This window comes from Plantactinospora endophytica (assembly GCF_016862915.1).
Lineage (GTDB): Bacteria > Actinomycetota > Actinomycetes > Mycobacteriales > Micromonosporaceae > Plantactinospora > Plantactinospora endophytica.
In genome coordinates, this window is sequence record NZ_BONW01000041.1 from 73,769 (window position 1) to 88,127 (window position 14,359).

Annotated in this window: 11 protein-coding genes; 9 read left to right on the forward strand and 2 right to left on the reverse strand. The window is 72.4% G+C overall.

The genetic code is table 11. From position 1 onward, the window contains the following. Positions 1 to 49: 49 nt before the first annotated feature. On the reverse strand, positions 50 to 3,763 hold the full coding sequence (locus tag Pen02_RS33825) for a reprolysin-like metallopeptidase (RefSeq protein WP_239141743.1): 3,714 nt from the start codon (positions 3,761 to 3,763) through the stop codon (positions 50 to 52). A 216-nt stretch (positions 3,764 to 3,979) separates the two neighbouring features. Here Pen02_RS33825 and Pen02_RS33830 point away from each other — a divergent pair, with 216 nt between their 5' ends. The 3 genes from Pen02_RS33830 to Pen02_RS33840 all read left to right on the forward strand — a co-directional run bounded on the left by Pen02_RS33830 (position 3,980) and on the right by Pen02_RS33840 (position 7,751). Beyond that, positions 3,980 to 5,278, forward strand: coding sequence for a M16 family metallopeptidase (locus tag Pen02_RS33830; protein ID WP_203870244.1), 1,299 nt, complete (start codon positions 3,980 to 3,982; stop codon positions 5,276 to 5,278). Next, positions 5,275 to 6,636 (forward strand): M16 family metallopeptidase, encoded by a 1,362-nt coding sequence (locus Pen02_RS33835; protein WP_203870245.1) that lies wholly within the window; start codon positions 5,275 to 5,277, stop codon positions 6,634 to 6,636. Before Pen02_RS33830 ends, Pen02_RS33835 begins: the two co-directional genes overlap by 4 nt. Positions 6,637 to 6,725: 89 nt before the next feature. Then, complete coding sequence (locus Pen02_RS33840; protein WP_203870246.1) at positions 6,726 to 7,751, forward strand: aspartate-semialdehyde dehydrogenase; 1,026 nt, start codon at positions 6,726 to 6,728, stop codon at positions 7,749 to 7,751. Positions 7,752 to 7,760: 9 nt separating this feature from the next. Here Pen02_RS33840 and Pen02_RS33845 read toward each other — a convergent pair whose 3' ends face one another. Next, positions 7,761 to 9,035: a glycosyltransferase gene (locus Pen02_RS33845; protein ID WP_203870247.1), complete on the reverse strand. Its 1,275-nt coding sequence runs from the start codon at positions 9,033 to 9,035 to the stop codon at positions 7,761 to 7,763. A 59-nt stretch (positions 9,036 to 9,094) separates the two neighbouring features. On the opposite strand from Pen02_RS33845, the gene Pen02_RS33850 reads away from it, so the two are divergent. The 6 genes from Pen02_RS33850 (at position 9,095) to Pen02_RS33875 (ending at position 14,323) form a co-directional block, all read left to right on the forward strand. Next, positions 9,095 to 9,670, forward strand: a complete 576-nt coding sequence (locus Pen02_RS33850; RefSeq protein WP_203870248.1) for a MarR family winged helix-turn-helix transcriptional regulator — start codon at positions 9,095 to 9,097, stop codon at positions 9,668 to 9,670. 23 nt (positions 9,671 to 9,693) lie between these two features. After that, positions 9,694 to 10,134: a PPOX class F420-dependent oxidoreductase gene (locus Pen02_RS33855; RefSeq protein WP_203870462.1), complete on the forward strand. Its 441-nt coding sequence runs from the start codon at positions 9,694 to 9,696 to the stop codon at positions 10,132 to 10,134. Positions 10,135 to 10,276: 142 nt separating this feature from the next. Next, entirely contained in the window at positions 10,277 to 11,119 is an 843-nt protein-coding gene (locus tag Pen02_RS33860; protein WP_203870249.1) for an NAD-dependent epimerase/dehydratase family protein, read from the forward strand. A gap of 81 nt (positions 11,120 to 11,200) precedes the next feature. After that, complete coding sequence (locus Pen02_RS33865; RefSeq protein WP_203870250.1) at positions 11,201 to 11,617, forward strand: CBS domain-containing protein; 417 nt, start codon at positions 11,201 to 11,203, stop codon at positions 11,615 to 11,617. Between the two features lie 271 nt (positions 11,618 to 11,888). Continuing rightward, positions 11,889 to 12,260, forward strand: a complete 372-nt coding sequence (locus Pen02_RS33870; RefSeq protein ID WP_203870251.1) for an SCP2 sterol-binding domain-containing protein — start codon at positions 11,889 to 11,891, stop codon at positions 12,258 to 12,260. Then, complete coding sequence (locus tag Pen02_RS33875) at positions 12,260 to 14,323, forward strand: amylo-alpha-1,6-glucosidase (RefSeq protein WP_203870252.1); 2,064 nt, start codon at positions 12,260 to 12,262, stop codon at positions 14,321 to 14,323. Before Pen02_RS33870 ends, Pen02_RS33875 begins: the two co-directional genes overlap by 1 nt. The last annotated feature ends 36 nt before the right edge of the window (positions 14,324 to 14,359 follow it).

Genomic DNA, 14,359 nt, shown 5'->3' on the forward strand with positions numbered 1-14,359 from the left:
ACGAGGGCCCTTCCCACGCGGACGCGACGGGAAGGGCCCTCGCCGGACCTCAGAGGACGAGCAGCGTTCCGCTGGTCAGGTTGACCTCCTGGCTGGCCAGCCCGGTCCAGGCCGAGGAGAGGAGCAGCCGGTCGCCCTCGGCCAGGGTGACCGCGATGCCGTCCCTACCGCCGAGCAGGCCACGGTCGGTGCCGGTGATCCGGAGGGTGAGTCCGGTGGCCACCGCGACCGGGCGGCGGGGGTCGGTGACGTCGTACAGGCCGGCCCGGGTGCGCAGGTCGAGGCGGTCGGTGCCGCCGCTGGACCGTACGCCGAACGAGTCGAGCCCGACGCCCCTGATCTCGTACTTCCGGCCCTCGGACCGGAAGGACACGATCGACGTACCGGTGCCGCCGAGCCGGGTCTGCGCGACCAGCACGGTGAAGTCGACCTTGGAGTTCGGGTCCACCCGGTACGCCCCGGCCGACCTCGTCGGGGTCAGCGAGCCGCCGCCGAGCACCACCGAGGTACCCGACCGGCTCACCTCGACCCGGCCCTTGGCGCTGCCGGCGTAGTTGCCGCCGAGGGTGGCGGTCACCTCGTGGCTGCCGGTCGGCAGGCTCGCCGTGCAGCTCGCCACCGACGCGAACTCGTCGGTACCGAGCGGTGCCGGTACGTCCGTGCAGAGCGTCCGGCCACCGGCGGTGAAGGTCACCGTCGCGGTCGAGACGTCACCCGGCCACGGTTCGGCCCCGGTGTACGGGGAGATTTCCCGCAGGTTGGCCTGGAGCAGCACCTCCGCGTTCCGGCCCGAGCCGGCCGCCGAGACCAGCGTGTCCCCGGTGTAGGCCACCTCTGCCGACTCCGGCAGCACCCGGATGGTGAACGAGACCGTGCCGACCAGCCCGTGCTGGTCGGTGACGGTCACCGTCACCGGGTAGTCGCCCGGGGTCGCCCGGTTGTTGCCGACGACGCCCCAGACGGCCGGTTTCCCGTTGGTGTCCGGCTCCTCCGGGCTCTTGGTGCCGAGCAGCAGGCCGGCGGGGAGCCCGGTGGCGGTGGCGGTGAGCTGCCCCGGACCGCCGTCCGGGTCGGTGGCCGTGACGTGGACCTCCGGCAGGATCGGGTCGCTGTACTGGACCGTGACCAGTTCACCACCGGTGGAGGTCACAGTCGGGGTGGCCCGGAGTGCGAAGTTGGCGTCGTTCAGGTCGAAGAAGACGTTGCCGACCGCCTCGATCTTGATCCGGGCCGCCTTGGCGCCGACGTTCGGCAGGGTCACCGACTCGGTGCCGTCGTTGGCGGTCCGCTCCGCCAGGACGTGCGGGAAGGTGTTGCCGCCGTCGACGGAGAGCGAGATCTTCACCTCGGTCACCCCGATCGGCGCGGCGTCGGTGCCGGCGACGTCCCAGGTCACCGGCACGGCCGTGCCGCCGACCAGGGGTTCGGCGGTGGCCTGCGAGGTGACCAGGAACGGTCCGGCGGCCGGGGCCAGGGTCAGCGCGGTGTCGGCGCTGCCGATCCCGCCCGCGCCCGGGTTGCCGTCCCGGGCGGTGAGCCGGAAGTGCAGGGTCCGGTCACCGTTGAAGCCAACCCAGTCGGTGGTGGGCAGGAACTCCGAGTAGCAGTCGATGATCTCCGGCGGCACGTTGCTCGCCCCGCCGCTCACCGGCGGTGCCGGCGCGGCCGGGCAGGTGCCGGTCTTCGCGTTGGTGTTGTTCCCGGCGATCTGCGCCAGGTCCGGGAAGACCCGGGTCGGGTTGGTGGTCACGGCGTTCAGCCCGGGAGAGTGGTATTCCAGGGTGTCGGTCGGGCTGACGATCGCCGCCGTACCGAACTGCCGGAAGAGTGGACCGTTGGTCTTGGTGTTGCTGACCAGCGCGGTGCCGGCGGTGCTGCCGCCGCTCACCCCGCCCCGGTCGTTCTGCTCCCAGAGGTACGTCACCGTGTCGCCGTCCGCGTCGGTGGCGCTGCCGGTGAGCGCGAACGGGGTACGCACCGGAATCGTGTACCCGGTCGGCACGGTGACCACCGGGGCGGTGTTGTCGGTCTGCTCGACCTGCCAGCCGCCGTTGTCGATCGGGCCGCCCTTGACCGTCTCGCCGACGAACCCGTCCGCGCCGCTGGCGCCGGTGACGCCGAGCGCCCCGACGTTGACGCCCGCCACCGGGCCACCGGCGAAGGTGACCTGGAAGCCGGTGTCGTCCAGCAGGCCGCTACCGCCGAACGGCGCGACCGCGACGGTGGCCCCGGCCGGCCAGCCGGGAATCCCCTCGATCGCCGCCCTGATCCCGGCCGCCGTGTAGTTGCCGCCCCGGACGATCGGCGCCGACTCCGCGCCGCCGTAGCTGAGCGTGAACGAGTCACCGGCGGTGTCGAACTCGCGCAGCGAGACGTTCTGCACCTCGTTGACGGCCGGCCGGGCCGAGGTGACGTACGTGGTGATCTCGGTGTAGCTGCGCTGCGACCAGTACGGGTCGCTGTGCGGTTGCAGGTTGTCCTGCTGGCAGATGCCGGCGTACGCCATGATCGAGGAGCCGCTGCCCGGCTCGTACGAGTTGGCGGCGCTGCGGTTGCCGCCGGAGCAGTTCCACTGGGTGCCGTTGAAGGTGTGGTTGCCGGCGAACTGGTGGCCGATCTCGTGCGAGACGTAGTCGACCGCGAAGAAGTCGCCGACCGGGGTCGGCAGGCCGGTGCAGCCGCGGGCCTTGTTCGCCCCGCCGACCACGCCCAGGCCGGCGATCCCGCCGCCGTTCACGCCGAGCCCGATGTGCCCGACGTCGTAGTTGGACGCCCCGACGAGCTGGCCCAGCACGATGTTGTTGCGGGTCAGCGTGCCGCTGCCGCAGGAGGAGAGCTGCGCCGCCGTGTAGCAGGGCGCCGCACCGCACGGCCCGTTCGCCCCGGTCGCCTCGGCCGGGGTGTTCAGGTTGGTCTTCTCGGTCTCGTCGACCAGCACCAGCCGGATCGCGGTCTCGTCCTCGTAGATCTGGTTCACCCGGTTCACCAGCGTCACCTTGGCGGCGGTGACGTTGGCGGCACCGAAGTAGGTGGCGTAGGACGGGTCGGTGACCAGGGCCAACCGGTACGTCCGCAGCGTCACGTCGCCGCCGGCCGCGCCCGGTGCCGCACCGACGGAGTCGGCGAGCGCCTCGGCGGCGTGCGCCACGTCCTCCCGCTCGACGAACGGCTCGTCCGGGTTGACGGTGTCCTTGACGTAGTAGCTGGCGTACCGGCCCTGGTCCTGCCGGCTGTACGGGTCGACGTACCAGACGCCGTGCTCGGAGCGGACCGAGGCGTGGAAGCCCAGCGGGGTGAGGTCGGCCCGGACCGTCGCGGTCGGATCGTCCAGTCCCCGGCCGGCGTACGTCCGGATCTCCGGATGCCGGGCGGCCAGGCCGGGCGCCATCACCGGCGAGTCGACCAGCGCGAACCGCTGGAACGTGCCGTCCGGGGCGGGCAGCGCCACCTCCAGCGACCGGGCCGGGGCGGCGCCGACGCGCTCCTCGGGTGCCCGGTCCAGGGTGGCGGCGAGGCTCGCCCGGTCCAGGGCGTACCCGGTGAACCGCTCGGCCCGGACGTCGGCCGGCCCGGCGGAGCGGGCGGCGGCGGAACCTTCGGCGAGTCTGGTCCACGGGTTCGCCGGCTGGCTCGGCGCGGCGGTGGCCGGGGTGCTCAGCACCGGCAGGACGCCGGCGGCGAGGGTGGCCACCACGAGGGCGGCCAGGCGTCGGCGGGGTGCCGCCCGACCGCGGGTGGCGGCGGGTAACGAGGGGGTCGTCACGTCTGTCTCCTTGGGACTACTCCGAGCGCCGGTCGGTCGCGCGGGTGTTCCTGCCACCCGGCCAACTCATCGACCGGTTGCGGGGGTGATCGCACGATAGGCGTCGGGACCGGGCCGTGAACAGCCTCCGGGCGGCCGGAAGCGGAGCCGACCACTGTGGCCCCTCCCGGCGGGGTTGTACCCGCCGGACCGGGTCGATCGGATAGCGTCGTGGCCATGCCCGAGACCGGTTATCCCTGGCCGATCGAGACCACCCGGCTGGACAACGGCCTGCGCGTGGTGGTCAGCGAGGATCGCAGCGCCCCCGTCGTCGCGGTGAACCTCTGGTACGACGTCGGCTCCCGGCACGAGCCCGACGGCCAGACCGGCTTCGCCCACCTGTTCGAACACCTCATGTTCGAGGGTTCGGTGAACGTGGCCAAGACCGAGCACATGAAGTTGGTGCAGGGTTCCGGCGGTTCGCTGAACGCGACCACCAACCCGGACCGGACGAACTACTTCGAGACGCTGCCGTCCGAGCACCTGGCACTGGCGCTCTGGCTGGAGGCGGACCGGATGGGCGGCCTGGTGCCGGCACTCACCCAGGAGACGCTGGACAACCAGCGCGAGGTGGTGAAGAACGAGCGGCGGCAGCGCTACGAGAACGTGCCGTACGGCGACGCCTGGCTGCGTCTGTTGCCGCTGCTCTATCCGCCCGGACACCCCTACCACCACGCGACGATCGGCTCGATGGCCGACCTGAACGCCGCCGACCTGGCCACCTTCCAGGCGTTCCACACCACCTACTACGCGCCGAACAACGCGGTGCTCACGGTGGCCGGGGATGCCTCGGCCGACGAGGTTTTCGCGCTGGCCGAGCGCTACTTCGGCAAACTGGTACCGCAGCCGGACATCCCGCCGGCCCCGGACGGCCGGGTGGTGCCGGCCACCGGCAGCCCGGTCCGGGAGACCGTCACCGCCGACGTGCCGGCGCCGAGGGTCTATCTGACGCACCGGACCCATCCGTTCGGCGGCCCCGGCTACGACACCCTGACCGTGCTGGCCACGCTGCTCGGCAGCGGCCGGGGCAGCCGGCTCTACCAGCGGCTCGCCGACGGTGCCCGGCTCGCCCAGCCGGACAGCGTGGGCGCGTTCGGCGTCGACCTGGCGTACGCGCCGGCTCCGCTGATCGTCACCGCCACCGCCCGGGACGGGGTGACCGCCGAGCAGTTGGAGGCGGGACTCGTCGAGGTGCTGGACGGGCTGGCCGACGGGGTGACCGGGGCCGAACTCGACCGGGCCAAGGCGCTGCTCACCACCGGCTGGTGGCGGCAGCTCGCCAGCGTGGACGGCCGGGCCGACATCCTCGGCCGGCACGCCACCCAGCTCGGCGACCCGGCCCGGGCGGCCGACCGGCTGCCGGGCTGGCTCGCGGTCACCGCCGAGCAGGTGACCGCGCTCGCCGCCGAACTGCTCCGGCCCGAGGACCGGGCGACCCTGACCTATCTGCCGGAGACCCAGGAAGAGGCGTCATGACCGAGCCCGGCCCCATCCTGATCACGGAACGGCCGCCGACCGGGACGGCGCGTCCGTACACCTTCCCCCGGGTGGTCCGCAAGACGGTGGCCGGCGGCAACGTGGTCGCCGCCCACCTGCCCGGACACAACCTCGCGGTCGCGGTGCTGCTGCTCGACGGCGGCGCCGGGCGCGAGCCGGTCGGCCGCGAGGGGCTTTCCGGGGTACTCGCCAAGGCGTTGGAGGAGGGGACCACCCGGCGCGACTCGACGGCGTACGCGCTCGCGTTGGAGGGGCTCGGCACCGAACTTTCGATCGCCAGCGACTGGGACGCGTTCCAGGTCAGCGTGCAGGTGCAGGTGGACCGGCTGCCGGCTGCGGTGGAACTGCTGGCCGAGGCCGTCCGGACCCCGCGCCTCGACCCGGCGGACATCACCCGGGTACGCGACGACGAGGTCACCGCGCTGCGGATGTACTGGGCGAACCCGGGCCCCCGGGCCGATGCCGCGCTCCGGGCCGACCTGTTCGGGGCGGACCAGCGGCCCGGCCGCCCGATGGACGGCGATCCCGAGTCGGTGGCGGCGGTCACCGTGGACGACGTGACCTCGTTCCACGCCGACTGGCTGACCCGGCTCGGCACCCTGCTGGTCGTCGGCGACCTGGACCGGATCGACCTCGACGAACTCGGCACCACCGCGTTCGCCGGTGCCTCCGGTGCCGCCGAGCCGCCCGGCCCCCCGCTCGACGTGCCGGTACGCACCGAGCGGCGGATCATCCTGGTCGACCGGCCCGGCTCGGTGCAGTCCACGCTGCGGCTCGGGCACCCCGCCCCGCACCGGGCACACCCGGACTACGTGCCGATGACGCTGGCCGCCACGGTGCTCGGCGGGGCGTTCACCTCCCGGCTGAACCACCTGATCCGGGAGGTACGCGGCTACACGTACGGGATCAGGTCCGAGTTCGGCCACTCCCGGCGGTTCGGGCGGTTCGTGGTCAGCTCCGGGGTACAGACCGCGGTGACCGCCCCGGCCCTGGTGGACGCGATCGGCGAGATCACCCGTACCCGGGACGCCGGGGTGACCGAGTCGGAGCTGGCGGTCGCCCGGGCCTGGCGGGCCGGGCAGCTTTCGGTGGAGTTGCAGACTCCCCGGGCCATCGCCAGCGCGCTGGCCACGCTTGTGGTGCACGACCTGCCGGACGACTACCACGCGACGCTGCGCGAGCGGCTGCTCTCGACCGACGAGCCGACGGTGTCGGCGGCGGCGGCGACGCACCTGCACCCGCAGGGCCTGACCCTGGTGATCGAGGGCGACGCGGCGCTGATCCGGGACGAGTTGGTCGCCAGCGGGCTCGGCGAGCTGGTCGACGCCGCCGGCTGACCGGGCACCGGCCGGGCTGAGCTGCCCGGATGGTGGGCGGCGCGGTAATCGGATGCCGGGCCGCCCCGGTGGCTGAGTAGCCTCGCGGTATGAGGATCGGCATTGTGGGGGCCACCGGCCAGGTCGGTGGCGTGATGCGGCGGATACTCGCCGAACGCCAGTTCCCGGTGGACGAGCTGCGGCTCTTCGCCTCGGCCCGGTCGGCGGGGCGCACCCTGTCCTGGCGGGACGTCGAGATTCCCGTTGAGGACGCGGAGACCGCCGACTACACCGGGCTGGACATCGCGCTCTTCTCCGCCGGAAAGGGCACGAGCAGGGCGCTCGCCCCCCGGGTCGCCGAGTCCGGCGCGGTGGTGATCGACAACTCGTCGGCCTGGCGGATGGACCCCGAGGTGCCGCTGGTGGTCGCCGAGGTCAACCCGCACGCCGCCGCCGTACGCCCGCGCGGGATCATCGCCAACCCGAACTGCACCACCATGGCGGCGATGCCGGTGCTGCGCCCGCTGCACGCCGAGGCGGGACTGGTCGGCCTGGTGGTCTCGACCTACCAGGCGGTCTCCGGCTCCGGGCTGGCCGGGGTCGCCGAGCTGGACGAGCAGGTCCGCAAGGTGGCCGACGGCGCCGTGGCGCTCACCCACGACGGCCGGGCCGTCGAGTTCCCGACCCCCCGGCAGTACGCCCAGCCGATCGCCTTCAACGTGCTGCCGCTGGCCGGCGCGATCGTCGACGACGGGTCGGCGGAGACCGACGAGGAGCAGAAGCTCCGCAACGAGAGCCGCAAGATCCTGGAGATTCCCGGGCTGAAGGTCTCCGGCACCTGTGTCCGGGTGCCGGTATTCACCGGCCACTCGTTGCAGGTCAACGCCAGCTTCGCCGAGCCGCTGAGCCCGCAGCGGGCGGTCGAGCTGCTGACCGGGGCGCCCGGGGTGGCGCTGGCCGACGTGCCCACCCCGCTGCTGGCGGCCGGCCAGGACCCGACGTACGTCGGGCGGATCCGGGTGGACGAGACCGTCGCGCACGGGCTCGCGTTCTTCTGCTCGAACGACAACCTGCGCAAGGGTGCGGCGCTGAACGCCGTACAGATCGCCGAGCTGGTGGCGGGCGAGCGGGGTTGAGCGCCGGGGTCAGCGGCTGTCGGCGTACCCGATGACGGCGTCGGCGGCGTTGGCCGCGCCGTCGACGGCGGCGTAGTGGTCGCGGATCCGCTCCGCCGCGCGACGGTGGCCGGGGTCGGCCAGCATCTCCCGGGCGGCGGTGGCCAGTGCGGTGGTGCCGGCGTGTCGCAGTGCGATCCGACGGGCTGCGCCGAGGCGTTCCAACAGGGCCAGGTTCAGTTCCTGCTCGACCTGCAACGGCAGGCCGAGCAGGGGCGTGCCGGCGGCCATCGCGGTCTGTACGCTGCCCTGCCCGCCGGCGGTGACCGCCAGGTCCACCCGGGGCATGACCAGGTGGCTGGGCAGCACGCCGCCGACCATCACCCGGGCGCTTTCGAGGTCGCCGAGGTCGTGCACGGTCGCGGCGACCAGCACCCGGGCGTCCAGCGCCGCCAGTGACCGGACCGCCGCACGGACCAGCTCCGGCGGGCTGGACGTGACGGCGACGTAGACCACCGGGCCGGGCTGGTCGAGGAACCGGTCCACCCGCTCCGGCACCGGCACGTCCAGGTGGGCGAAGAGCGGGCCGGTGCAGCACAGCCGGGTCTCCGGCCGGTAGCCCCGGCGGCCGGCCGGAGACCAGGCCGCGATCTCCGCCGCCGGTACGCCGAGCACCTCGGGCAGCTCGGTGACCAGGGTCAGGTCGCCGAGGAGCAGCGCGGCCAGGCTCGGCACCGGCGGTACACCCAGTTCGGCGGCGACCCGGTTGAACCCGGCACAGTAGAAGTCGACCCGGGGCGGGGCGGCGTTGAGCAGCCGCCGGACGAGCCGGTCGGGCAGGAACCGCAGCGCCGGTACGACCGGCCGGGTCGGCACCGGCAGCAGGCCGCGTTCGAAGACCGGCGGCACCCAGCTCGCGGAGTGCTCGGTGACCAGGCCGATTCCGGCGACCTGGGTGGAGAGCACGGTGCTGAGGGTGAACCCGGTGACCGCGACCGTGATCCCGTGCGCCCGGAAGTAGTCGACCTCGGCCCGGACGTACGCCCGGAGTTCGTCGTCGGTGTAGGCGCTCTGTCGCACCGACCCGGTGCTGGGCTGGTCGCGCAGGAACCGGGCACACCGCTCCGGAGTCATCGGCGGGCCGAGCACGTCGTACGACACGCCGGCCGAGGCCAGCAGGTGCTCATAGGTGCCGCCGTGCGTGGCCACCCGGACCGGTACGCCCCGGGCGGTGAGCGCCCGGTGGATCTCCAGCATCCGGGAGGTCTGGGAGAGGTACGCGCAGTGCGGGATCAGACAGATCATGTAGGCGTCCCGGGGATAGGCAATATATTGGGCTTCTCTTGATGGGTAATATATTGCTCATGTCGTCCTCCGGGAAGCCCCTGTTCGAGACCGGAGCAACCGGAGCCGGGCTGGAGCCACCGGTCCGGGCATTCCGGCTGGTGCTGCTGCTCGCCCAGCGACTGCGCTACCTGATGGACGAACGGCTCCGCCCGGACGGCCTCACCACCCAGCAGGCCGCGCTGCTCACCGTCGTCCTCGCGCTCGGCGCTCCGGCGCTGTCCGAGGCCGCCGCCGCCCTGGGCAGCACCCACCAGAACGTCGCCCAACTGGTCACCGCGCTCACCCGCAAGGGCCTGCTCCGGGTCGAGCCCGACCCGGCGGACCGGCGCCGCCGCCGGCTGGTCGCCACCGAGGCGAACACGGAGTACTGGCGCGACCGCGACGACGCCGACCACGCTGCCGTGGCCGACTGGTTCGGCGCGCTGCGCGAGGACGAGATCAGGGTCCTCTGCGGGCTCGTCGAGCGGCTGCTCACCGACCTGGCCCCCCGGGTCGATGCCGGGCCGATGCCCGGCGTACCGGCTCCGGCGCAGGCCCCGGGCCGACCGGCCGATTCTCGCCGAACCGGGCCGTCGGACGGTAGGTTGGGGTGATCTTTGTTGGCTGGGAGGCGAACGTGACGGACGGCCGGACGGAACAGGCGCTGCTCGGCATCGTCCGGGACGGGTCGCTCGGCGTGCTGGCGACGATCAAGCGGGACGGGCGGCCACAACTGTCCAACGTCAACTACACCTTCGACCCGGAACGCCGACTGATCCGGGTCTCCATCACCGACGGCCGGGCCAAGACCGCCAACCTGCGCCGCGACCCCCGGGCGAGCTTCCAGGTCAGCACCCCGGACGGCTGGGCGTACGCGGTCGTCGAGGGCCGGGCCGAGCTGACCCCGGTGGCGGCCGAGCCGACCGACCCGACCGTCGAGGAACTGGTCGACGTGTTCCGGCTGATCCAGGGCGAGCACCCGGACTGGGACGACTACCGCCGGGCGATGGTCGCCGACCGCCGGCTGGTACTGCGACTTCCCGTCAACCGGGTGTACGGCGCGCCACCGCGCGGCTGACCCGGCCGACCGACCCGCGCGACCGGGCCGGGTGGCCGACTGCCTGAGCGTGGTGGTGGCCAGTCGCCCCGCTTCCCGCTTTCCGCCCGGGCAGGTTCGGCGTCGACGGGCCGCCCCGGCCCGGCACTTCGAGGAGATTTCGATGAGGATCTGTGTCACCGGAGCCAGTGGCAAGGCCGGCCGGGCCACCGTCGCGCACCTGCTGGCGTACGGCCACGAGGTGGTCGCCACCGACGTGGAGCCGGCAGCCGTCGACCTCGGGGTGCCGCTGCTCCGGGCCGACCTGACCGACTACGGGCAGGCGGTCGAGGTGCTGCACGACACCGAGGCGGTGGTGCACCTGGCGAACATCCCCGCCCCCGGCCTGCGTACCCCGGCGGTGACGCTGACCGCCAACACCACGATGAACTCGAACGTCTTCCTCGGCGCGGCCCAACTCGGGCTGTCCCGGGTGGTCTGGGCGTCCAGCGAGACCACCCTCGGACTGCCGTTCGACACCCCGCCCCGGTACGCGCCGGTGGACGAGGAGCACTTCCCGGTGCCGACGACGACGTACGCGCTGTCGAAGGTGGTCAGCGAGAGCCTCGCCGAGCACGTCGCCGGCTGGTCCGGCATCCCCTTCGTCGGGCTGCGGCTCTCCAACATCTTCCTGCCCGAGGACTACCAGCGGGTGCCCACCTTCTGGGCCGACCCGTACGCCCGGAAGTGGAACCTCTGGGGCTACGTCGACGTGCGGGACGTGGCCGAGGCGTGCCGGCTCGGGCTGGAGGCAGCGGTCAGCGGCTCCCGGAACGTCATCGTCGCGGCGGCCGACACCATCATGGACCGGCCCTCGGTCGAACTGCTCGGCGAGGTCTTCCCCGGCGTACCGCTGAGCCGGGAGGTCGGCGAGTTCGAGACACTGCTCGCCATCGACCAGGCCCGGGAACTGCTCGGCTTCGCCCCGAAGCACTCCTGGCGCGACCACGTCCCCGGAGCCGCCTGACGCCTGTCTGCTCCCCCAAGCGGCGTTACGTCGAGGTCTGCCCGGGTAGACCGGGGCGGCCGACATTGAGAGGGGAGCCGCATGACGACCGTCGGAGAGTTCATGACGACCCGCTTGGTGACCATGGACGGCGGCGACACGCTCACCGCTGCCGCCCAGGAGATGCGGGACAGTGCGATCGGCGACGTAATCGTGACCAACGGGGACGACGTGATCGGTATCGTCACCGACCGCGACATCACCGTCCGGGGCGTGGCCGAACAGTTGAACCCGTCGAGTGCCACGTTGAGCCAGATCCTCACCCAGGACGTGATCACCGTGACGCAGTACGACGACGCGGTGGCCGCCGCCGACCTGATGCGTACGTACGGCGTACGGCGGTTGCCGGTGGTCGAGGAGGGCCGGCTGATCGGCCTGGTCTCCCTCGGCGACCTCGCGGTCGAGCGGGAGCCGCAGTCCGTGCTCGCCGACATCAGTGCCGATGAACCGAACAACTGAGAGCGGCCCGACGAGCCCGGGCGACAACGGCGTCCCCGGGCTCGTCGGGCTAGGCGCCTCGTCTCGTGGACTCGGTGGAGCGCGGCGGAGTCCAGGCGGTGCCGCCGTCGAACTCACCCCACGAGGGTGACCCCTGGGCACCCGATGGTGAGGCAGGTTCCGGACGACGGCACACGTCGACGCGGCAGCCGGTATCGCAGATCGGCTCCGGCGACACGACCGACCCGGGATCGGGGAGACGTCGGCGAGCGGGCGAGGGGGAGGCGGGGCGATGGATCCGACCACCGAGTTCTTCGAGGGGCTCAACCACCGGCCGCCGGACCCGCTGCTGGGCCGGATCCGGGGCACGGTCCGGTTCGAACTGGAATCGGACACGGACGTCGACACCTGGTTGCTGGTGCTCAGCGCCGGCAGCGTGAGCGCGACCCAGACGGACCGGGCGGCGGACTGCACGGTCCGGACCGACCGGGACTACTTCAACCGGATCGCGGCCGGCGAGGCGAACCCGTTCGCGGCGCTGCTGCGTAACCGGGTCACCGTGCAGGGGAAGCTGACGCTGTACAGCTACCTGAACCACCTGGTGCCGGGGCCGCCCGGCGCGCACGAACCCCGGGACTGGGTGCGGCAGCGGGGGCAGCGGTAATGAAACCACTGGTCAGCATCCTGGACGGAAACACCTTCGTGGTGAGCGACAACCGTGGCGACATCGACCCGTCCCCGACCTTCCCGACCGGGCTGTTCTCGTTCGACACCCGGTTCCTGTCGAAGTGGGAGCTGACCGTCGACGGGAAACGGCTCAGCGTGCTCTCCGTGGACGACCTGCAGTACTTCGAGTCGCAGTTCTTCCTGGTCCCGGGCGAGCCGACGCACTATGTGGACGCCAAGCTGTCGGTGATCCGGCACCGGACGATCGGCGGCAGCTTCCAGGAGGAACTCACCGTCCTCAACCACCGGGACGAGGCGGTCGAACTGACCGTCCGGTTGAACGTGGAGAGCGACTTCGCCGACCTGTTCGAGATCAAGGACGTGAAGGAGAAGGTGGGCGGCACCACCGTACTGGTCGAGGCGGACCGGCTGCGGCTCTGCTACCAGCGGGAGACCTTCCGGCGCGAGGCGATCGTCACCTCCACCGCGCCGGCCCAGTTCGACCAGGGCGGCGTGAGCTTCGCGCTGCGGATCGGGCCGCACCAGCAGTGGCAGACCCGGCTGCGGGTGGAAACCCTGGTGGAGGGGGCCGGCGGCCGGGACATCCGGCTGAGCATCCAGCGGCACCACAGCCGCTCGCCCGAGGAACTGCGCCAGGACCTGGACGCCTGGCTGGACCGGGCGCCGAAGCTCAGCAGCGACAGCGAGCCGCTGACGGAGACGTATGAGCGGAGCCTGATCGACCTGGCCGCACTGCGGTACACGCCACTGGTCTCCGGGCCGCCGTTGCCGGCCGCCGGGCTGCCCTGGTTCATGACCATGTTCGGCCGGGACAGCCTGATCACCTGCCTCCAGTCCCTGCCGTTCACCCCGGAACTCGCCGGGCCGACGCTGCGTTACCTGGCCCTCGCCCAGGGGGTCAGCCTGGACGACTTCCGGGAACGCGAGCCCGGGAAGATCCTGCACGAGGTCCGGTACGGCGAGTCGACGGCCTTCGAGGAGCAGCCGCACTCGCCCTACTACGGCTCGGCCGACTCCACCCCGCTGTTCGTGATCCTGCTCGACGAGTACGAGCGGTGGAGCGGGGACCGGGAACTGGTCCAGACGCTGGAGCACGAGGCCCGGGCCGCGCTGCACTGGATCGACCGGTACGCGGACCTGATGGGCAACGGGTACGTCTGGTTCGAACGGCGCAACCTGCGCAACGGCCTGGAGAACCAGTGCTGGAAGGACTCCTGGGACGCCATCTCGTACTCCGACGGCCGGCTGCCGGCGTTCCCCCGGGCCACCTGCGAACTACAGGGCTACGCGTACGACGCGAAGATCCGCGGCGCCCGGCTGGCCCGGCTCTGCTGGCAGGACCTGGTCTACGCCGAGCAACTGGAGCGGGAGGCGGCGGACCTGAAGGAGCGGTTCAACCGCGACTTCTGGGTCTCCGACGGCGAGTACTACGCGCTGGCCCTGGACACCGAGGGCGGCCAGGTGGACGCGCTCTCGTCGAACATGGGACATCTGCTGTGGAGCGGGATCGTCGACGACGACCGGGCCGCGAAGGTCGCCGAGCACCTGCTCGGGCCCCGGCTCTTCTCCGGCTGGGGGGTGCGGACCCTGGCCGAGGGGGAGGGCCGGTACAACCCGATCGGCTACCACGTCGGCACGGTCTGGCCGTTCGACAACTCGCTGATCGCCTGGGGTCTGCGCCGGTACGGCTTCCGGCACGAGGCGGGCCAGATCGCCGAAGCGATGATCGACGCGGGGCGGTACTTCGACGGCCGGCTGCCGGAGGCGTTCGCCGGCTACGACCGGGCGCTGACGAAGTACCCGGTGCAGTACCCGACGGCGTGCAGCCCGCAGGCGTGGTCGACCGGTACGCCGATGCTGCTGATCCGGACCCTGCTGGGCCTCGATCCGCACGGTGAGCACCTGGTGGTGGATCCGGCCCTGCCGGAGGGGATGGGCCGGATGGAACTGCTGGACATTCCGGGTCGGTGGGGCCTGATCGACGCCTTCGGCCGGGGACGGGCGGAGCACAGCCGGACGCCGCCGCACCTGACGGAGTAGCCGGGATACCAGCGGTGGCCGGGGCACGGCGACACC

What these genes read in the sequence shown, in the direction of transcription:
- Pen02_RS33830 (WP_203870244.1), top strand. Translation starts at nt 3,980, where the DNA reads ATGCCCGAGACCGGTTATCCCTGGCCGATCGAGACCACCCGGCTGGAC.
- Pen02_RS33835 (WP_203870245.1), top strand. Translation starts at nt 5,275, where the DNA reads ATGACCGAGCCCGGCCCCATCCTGATCACGGAACGGCCGCCGACCGGG.
- Pen02_RS33840 (WP_203870246.1), top strand. Translation starts at nt 6,726, where the DNA reads ATGAGGATCGGCATTGTGGGGGCCACCGGCCAGGTCGGTGGCGTGATG.
- Pen02_RS33845 (WP_203870247.1), bottom strand. Translation starts at nt 9,035, where the DNA reads ATGATCTGTCTGATCCCGCACTGCGCGTACCTCTCCCAGACCTCCCGG.
- Pen02_RS33850 (WP_203870248.1), top strand. Translation starts at nt 9,095, where the DNA reads ATGTCGTCCTCCGGGAAGCCCCTGTTCGAGACCGGAGCAACCGGAGCC.
- Pen02_RS33860 (WP_203870249.1), top strand. Translation starts at nt 10,277, where the DNA reads ATGAGGATCTGTGTCACCGGAGCCAGTGGCAAGGCCGGCCGGGCCACC.
- Pen02_RS33865 (WP_203870250.1), top strand. Translation starts at nt 11,201, where the DNA reads ATGACGACCGTCGGAGAGTTCATGACGACCCGCTTGGTGACCATGGAC.
- Pen02_RS33870 (WP_203870251.1), top strand. Translation starts at nt 11,889, where the DNA reads ATGGATCCGACCACCGAGTTCTTCGAGGGGCTCAACCACCGGCCGCCG.
- Pen02_RS33875 (WP_203870252.1), top strand. Translation starts at nt 12,260, where the DNA reads ATGAAACCACTGGTCAGCATCCTGGACGGAAACACCTTCGTGGTGAGC.